Genomic DNA, 5,844 nt, shown 5'->3' on the forward strand with positions numbered 1-5,844 from the left:
GCCCTCCCCGCCACCAGCCGTGAATGGCACCTGCTGAGCCGTCCCGTCGGCTGGCCCAAGGACGAGGACTTCGCCCTGGTCGAGGGGGAGATCCGGCAGCCCGGCGCGGGTGAGGTCCTCGTACGGAACAAGTACCTCTCCGTGGACCCGTACATGCGTGGCCGCATGAGCGACGCGAAGTCCTACGTCGCCGCCTACGAGCTGGGCAAGGTCATGCAGGGCGGTGCCGTCGGCGAGGTCGTCGCCTCGGCGGCGGACGGCATCGCCGCCGGCGACCACGTGCTGCACTTCGGCGGCTGGCGCGAGTACGCCACCATCGACGCCAAGCAGGCCGTGAAGGTCGACCCGGACGCCGCACCGCTCTCCACCTACCTCGGCGTCCTCGGCATGACCGGCCTCACCGCCTACGCGGGCCTGCTGCGGGTCGGCGCCTTCAAGGAGGGTGACGCCGTGTTCGTCTCCGGCGCCGCCGGTGCCGTCGGCAGCCAGGTCGGCCAGATCGCCAGGCTCAAGGGCGCCTCACGCGTCATCGGCTCGGCCGGCTCCGACGAGAAGGTCAAGCTCCTCGTGGAGGAGTACGGCTTCGACGCCGCCTTCAACTACAAGAACGGCCCGGTGGCGGAGCAGCTCAAGGAGGCCGCCCCCGACGGCATCGACGTCTACTTCGACAACGTCGGCGGCGAGCACCTGGAGGCCGCGATCGGCGCGCTCAACCTGCGCGGCCGGGCCGTGATCTGCGGAATGATCTCCCAGTACAACGCGACGGAGCCGACCCCCGGCCCGCGCAACATGGTCAAGATCCTGCAGAACCGCCTCCGCGTCGAGGGCGTCCTCGTCGGCGACCACTACGACCTCCAGCCGCAGTTCGTCCAGGAGGTCGGCCCCTGGGTCGCCTCGGGCGAACTCAAGTACCGCGAGACGGTCGTCGAGGGCATCGAGAACAACCTGGAGGCGTTCCTCGGCGTCCTGCGCGGCGACAACACGGGCAAGATGATCGTCAAGCTCTGAGCCCCACCCCGTGACGGTCGCCCGCTCACGGTCGTTGCACAGCGCGGAGTCCGCACCCCTGGACGTGGGGTGCGGACTCCGTCGTGTGCGGTGCCGCAAAGCAGTGACGCGCCGTGTGCGGTGCTTCAGGGCTACGACGCGTCGTGTGCGGTGGATCAGAGTGCCGACGCCAGCGCCGCCGTGTGCACCGCCCGCACCAGACCCGAGTTCTCCGGGGCCGCCCCGCCCGGGAAAGCCATGCGGCGGCGGGTGTAGCCGTAGGCGAGACCGCTGCGGGGGTCGGCGAAGGCCTGGGAGCCTGCCGCGCCGCTGTGGCCGAACGTGCCGGCGCCGAGGAAGGGGTGAACCAGTTCGGCCGTGGCCTGGAAGCCCAGGCCGAACGCCTTCGGGGCCCGCGAGACGAGGTCGTGGCCGAGGGAGTGGACCTGGCCGAACTCGCCGACGGTGTCGGGCTTGAGCAGCGGCGGCCGCCCGTCGAACTCGCTGACGGCCGCCGCGTACATCCCGGCGAGCCCCCGCGCCGAGCCGATGCCACCCGCCGACGCCTGCCCGCCGGCGCGCACGATCCGCGCGTTGGGGAAGTCCGTCAGCTCACCCGGTTCGGGCACCTGGTTGTTGAACGCGATCGACGTCAGCGTGTGCGGGCCGCTGGGCACCGCGTCCAGCTCGGCCTGCTGCGCGGGCGTCGGCAGCATCGGCTGCACGGTCCGGAAGCGGGGCTCGTGCTCGGCCGGCAGCCCCAGGAAGAGATCGAGCCCGTACGGGGCGCGGACCCGCTCCTCGTACACTTCCTGGAGCGTGCGGCCCGTCGCCCGCCGTACGACCTCGCCGGTGAGCGCCCCGATGACCAGCGCGTGGTAGCCGAAGGCGGCTCCGGGACGCCAGTACGGGCGCTGCACGGCGAGGCGTTCGGCGAGGACACGGTCGTCCGCCAGCTCCTCCAGGGTGAACCCGGCATCGGTGCCGACGAGCCCCGCCCGGTGCGAGATCAGCTCCCGCAGGGTCACCGCGCCCTTGCCCTCGGCCGCGAACTCCGGCCAGTAGTGGGCGACTTCGCGGTCCAGCTCCAGCACACCGTCCTGGACGAGGAGCGCGACGACGAGATGGGCGGCGCCCTTGGTGGAGGAGAACACGCCGTGCAGCGCGTCGCCGCCCGTCGCCGCCTCCTCGGCGGGGCCGGCCCACAGGTCGACGACCCGCCGCCCATGCACGTACGCGGTCAACTGGCCCTCGTAGTCGGCACGTTCACCGACCACGAACGCGGCGAACTCCTCACGCACCGCCTCGAAGCCGTCGGCGACCGTGCCGTGCACTTCGGCCGTGCCTTGCGCTGCGGCCGTGTCGTGGACGGCGGCCGTCCGGGTTCCCTCGGTCATGCACGCTCCTGTTTCCTTGACACCCGTCACCGGCTCACCGTCAGCAACGCCCGGCCCACCTGCGGGAGTTCCCCCTTCGGGTGGGCACGGAAGAGAGGTTCCGTGCCGAACAGGACCGCGTTCGGTCCGCTGATCACGGACGCCCGGCCCGCCGCGGCCGCCGGGCCGCCGGAGCCGTCCTGCGACGGCCGCCAGTGCCCGGACACCAGCGGGTTCCCGCTGCCGTACGACTGCTCGACCCTCACCCCGTCGCCCAGCCCGGTGAACCACACGGGCGCGTAGACGAAGCTGTGGTCCGGGGCACCGCCGGTCACCGCGCCGCCCGCGTTCACCACGCGCACCACGCCGTTGGCGTCCCCGTTGCCCTGGACCGCCGTGGCCTGCAGCCGCCCGGTGGCCGAGGCGAGCCCCGCGCCGGCGGTGCCCCGGCCGACCAGCCCGTGTCCGGAGAGGAAACCGGTGAGGGCCGTACGTGCGGACTCGTTCAGGCCGCCGTAGGACAGCCCCGACGACACGAACAGCACATCGGCTCGGGACCAGTCGAAGCCCGCGTTGAGGACGGCCGTCGAGACCGGGACCACGTCGAAGCCCATCTCGCGCAGCGCGAACAACTCGCCCGCCGTGACGGCGGCGGCCACGCGGACCGGGCGCAGCGGCGTGCCCTTCGGGCCCTTGGCCGCGTCGAAGACCACGTCGTACGACCGGGCGAGCGCCTGGGCCTTCCGACGTTCCGAGGACGGCACGAGCGCGCTGCCGTCGGCCGCCCGACGTACCGCAACGCCGTCCTTCAGAAGCGAGTTGAGAGCGGCGATCTCCTGCGGGGAGTCGAGCCGGAGGCGCAGGTCGCCGCGCGGTGCGACGTGTCCGACGCGGGCGGCGGACGTGACCGGCCGGGCCGGCACGGCGGACGGACGACCGCTGTCCGCCTCCACCACGGTGGCGCCCCACAGCAGCCCCAGGCTCCAGCCGGAGATGTCGTACATCGCCGAGACCTTGTCGCTGATGTCCCGCCCGTCGGCGAGCAGCACATTGGCCATGCCGCGCTTGGGCTGACGCAGGTCGACGACGTAGGACCCCTTCGCGTACGACCGGCCGTCGAGCCGGAAGGCGCGGGTCGCGCGGGTCACACGGACGTCGTTGGCGAGCAGGTGGTCGACGAGGCGCGCGGCGGCCGTGGCGGAGCGCTGGCCGCTGCCCGCGGGGATGACGTAGGCGCGCGGGAAGTCGGTCGTGTAGACGTCCTCGGGGCCGATGCCGGGCACCCCGGGGACGCTCTCCGCCGAGACCGGGACCTGGGCGGCGCCCGCGGCGCCGCGCCGGAACACCTCGATCTGGTCGGCGACCAGCGAGGTCCGCCTCTCCCGCACGAAGTCGAGGGTCGCGCGCAGCGCCGCGCCCGCCACGTCGACGTTGATCGCGGACCGGCGGCGGAGTTCCTCCACCGGCAGCGACTCGTACGCCGCGTTGTTCACCTGGAGCGGGATCTCCACGGTGTGCGCGGCGACCGTGCCGTGGAAGGCCGCGTACTGCGGGGTGAAGATCGGCGGCCAGTCGTCCCACCCCTCCTCCGAGTCACGGAACGGGATCTGGGCCGGTTCGACGCCGTCCTTCCCGGGGGTGAGGCCGAGGCCGTTGACGGCGGACTCCATGCGGAGGGCGTTCGCGTAGGTGTTCTTCAGGAAGAGGTCGTACTCGTAGTTCTCGCCGTGCGGGGGAGTGGTCGGCTCGATGAGGGTGCCGTTGACGTACCCGTGCAGGTCGAGCATGACGACGGGCTGTTTGTCGATCTGGATCCGCCGCATCGCCCGCACCTCGGGCTGCGAGGCGGTGACGAAGTCCCGGTTCATGTCGAAGCCGACCGCGTTGGCGCGGGTGCCCGCGATCCGGCCGTCCGGGTTGGCGGTGATGTTGAAGTACAGCCGGGAGTGGGCGAGGAGGTCCTTCGTGCCGGCGTCGGTCGCCGTCGCCAGCCGCTCGACGAGCTTCAGGGACGCGTCGGTGCCCTCCCACTCGTTGCCGTGGATGTTGTTGTTGAAGAAGACGGGAGCCTTGTACGTCTTCCTGATCTCCGGGCTCCTGGCGGCCGACCGGGGCGCGGACTCGATGAGTTCACGCATCCGCGCCTGGTCGCGGGCCTGGCGTGCGGTCTCGGGGGCGGTCACGGTGACGAGGTAGAGCCGGTGCCCGCCGGCCGACCGCCCGGCGACCTCCACGCTCACCCGGTCGCCGAGCCGCTGGAGGGCGTTCAGCTTCGGGGCGATGGCGTGGTACGGCGTGAGGCCCAGCTTGAGGGACTTGTCGGCGGGGTTCTCCGGGTCCGGGGAGAGGACCTGCTCGCGGGGGTAACCGCGGCTGGAACCGGCCGTGTCGGCGAGGTCGGCGACCGGTTGGGCCAGGGCCCGCCGGGTCGCGCTCGCCGGGGCCTGGGCGGCACCCGGCGACAGGGCCGGTCCCTCGCGGACCGGCGGCCTGGGGTCGGCGCCCGCGGAGTGCGGGGCGACGAGCAGGGACCCTGCGGTGACGGTGACGGTGACGGCGGCGACGCTGAACAGTGCGGATCTCGGGCCGGGTCTCGGCGGACGCACGCTACCTCCTGGAGTGGGGTTCCTTCTGGAGCGGTTCCTACGACGTGCCGGTGCGGGTGGCGACCACGGCCCGCGGGGGCCGGTCGACCACAGGTGGTCTACATGTTCGACTCCCGGGCAACAAGAGGGCCCATACGACACGGAGACCCGTGGCCTAGGAGTTGTCGTCACTTGCCTAAAGCCTTTAGGCAGTCGCATAATCGACACCGTCGAACGGATCGGAAGGACGGTGGCACGGGCATGGTGCGTGCGGGGCTCAGCCCGGAACGTCTCGCCCTCGCGGGCGCCGAGTTGGCCGACGAGATCGGCTTCGACGAGGTGACCGTCTCGGAGTTGGCCCGCCGTTGCGACGTGAAGGTCGCGAGCCTGTACTCGCACGTGCGTAACTCCCATGACCTCAGGACCCGGATCGCCCTCCTGGCCCTGGAGGAGATGGCCGACCGGGGCGCCGCCGCGCTCGCCGGCCGGGCCGGTAAGGACGCGCTGGCGGCCCTCGGCGACGTGTACCGCGGCTACGCCCGCGCGCACCCCGGCCGGTACGCGGCGGCCCAGTTGAGGCTGGACCCCGAGGCGGCCGCGGCGAGCGCCGGTGGCCGGCACGCGCAGATGACCCGGGCGATCCTGCGCGGCTACGACCTCACCGAGCCGGACCAGACCCACGCCGTCCGGCTCCTGGGCAGCGTCTTCCACGGCTACGTCAGCCTGGAGGCGGCCGGCGGCTTCAGCCACAGCGCCCCCGACTCGCAGGAGAGCTGGGAACGCGTCCTGGACGCCCTCGACGCCCTGCTGCGCAACTGGCCGACCCCGCCGTCCGGTTGACCGGGGCGCCCCGGTCAACCGGACGGCGGGGTCGGCCAGTTGCGCAGCAGGGCGTC

General features: G+C 72.6%; 4 protein-coding genes. 2 read left to right on the forward strand and 2 right to left on the reverse strand.

All coding sequences use genetic code 11. From position 1 onward, the window contains the following. Window positions 1-1,008: NADP-dependent oxidoreductase (locus P1P70_RS39050; protein WP_319246261.1), on the forward strand; the 1,008-nt coding region annotated here is incomplete at its 5' end. Window positions 1,009-1,163: 155 nt separating this feature from the next. On the opposite strand, the gene P1P70_RS39055 is transcribed toward P1P70_RS39050, so the two are convergent. Then, a complete protein-coding gene (locus P1P70_RS39055; RefSeq protein WP_319246264.1) occupies window positions 1,164-2,384 on the reverse strand; it encodes a serine hydrolase domain-containing protein in 1,221 nt (406 codons plus the stop codon). A gap of 26 nt (window positions 2,385-2,410) precedes the next feature. Beyond that, complete coding sequence (locus P1P70_RS39060; protein ID WP_319246266.1) at window positions 2,411-4,969, reverse strand: M14 family zinc carboxypeptidase; 2,559 nt, start codon at window positions 4,967-4,969, stop codon at window positions 2,411-2,413. Between the two features lie 240 nt (window positions 4,970-5,209). Between P1P70_RS39060 and P1P70_RS39065 the strand changes: the two genes are divergently transcribed. Then, window positions 5,210-5,788 (forward strand): TetR/AcrR family transcriptional regulator, encoded by a 579-nt coding sequence (locus tag P1P70_RS39065; protein ID WP_319246269.1) that lies wholly within the window; start codon window positions 5,210-5,212, stop codon window positions 5,786-5,788. The last annotated feature ends 56 nt before the right edge of the window (window positions 5,789-5,844 follow it).

Source organism: Streptomyces sp. MB09-02B, assembly GCF_033794485.1.
Lineage (GTDB): Bacteria > Actinomycetota > Actinomycetes > Streptomycetales > Streptomycetaceae > Streptomyces.

Excerpts from the sequence above, each read along its gene's own strand:
- P1P70_RS39065 (WP_319246269.1), top strand. The coding sequence starts at position 5,210 with ATGGTGCGTGCGGGGCTCAGCCCGGAACGTCTCGCCCTCGCGGGCGCC.
- P1P70_RS39055 (WP_319246264.1), bottom strand. The coding sequence starts at position 2,384 with ATGACCGAGGGAACCCGGACGGCCGCCGTCCACGACACGGCCGCAGCG.